The following is a 595-nucleotide window of genomic DNA, read 5'->3' as shown; positions in this document are numbered from 1 at the left end:
GTGTGGTCCAGTTCCATCGCAATACTCATCGCCAGATTGATGGCGGTGAAGGTCTTGCCTTCGCCCGGCAGCGAGCTGGTGATCATGATCAGGTTGCCCGGATTGTCGGTCGGCTTGCGCGGTGCAAAGGCGCGCTTGATCAGCGGGCGCTTGATGATACGGAAGTCTTCCACGATATTGGTGCGGCCGCCGGCGGCCGTCACCAGGCCAGCTGCATGCATGCGCGCCAGATCCAGTTCCACCGAACGCGTGGTGCGGCGGTTGGCATCGGCAACAGCGTCCTCCGCCGCAGCCGCTGCTGCCTGCACTGGTGCAGGCGCCGGTGCGGGTGCTGCTGCCGGTGCTGGTGCCGCGGCGGGCGCCGCAGCCGGTGCTTCGGCCACGGCAGTCGCAGGCGCCACAGCGACGGCGACGTCGGCGGCAGCCGGCGCGTCTTCCGGGCGAGGATGTGGGATACGGCCAGCGGCTTTTTCGATAATGCTCACGATAACTCCTTCGGCCGCTCAGGCCTGGCGCAACAAGGTAAAGGTCAGGACACCGCCATATGCGGTAAACACGGCGGCCACGGCCACGCCAAAGGCATACAGGCGGCGCT

At 66.6% G+C, this 595-nt stretch carries 1 pseudogene; it reads right to left on the bottom strand.

The features are described 5' to 3' along the window. Positions 1 to 485: pseudogene (locus AB4Z32_RS27570) on the bottom strand (chromosome partitioning ATPase); the annotation flags it as partial. Positions 486 to 595: the final 110 nt, after the last annotated feature.

The sequence above is a fragment of the Massilia sp. 2TAF26 genome (genome assembly GCF_052115005.1).
GTDB lineage: Bacteria > Pseudomonadota > Gammaproteobacteria > Burkholderiales > Burkholderiaceae_D > Telluria.
The sequence above is the reverse complement of the archived record's forward strand: the minus strand, read 5'-3'. Positions and strand labels throughout refer to the sequence as shown.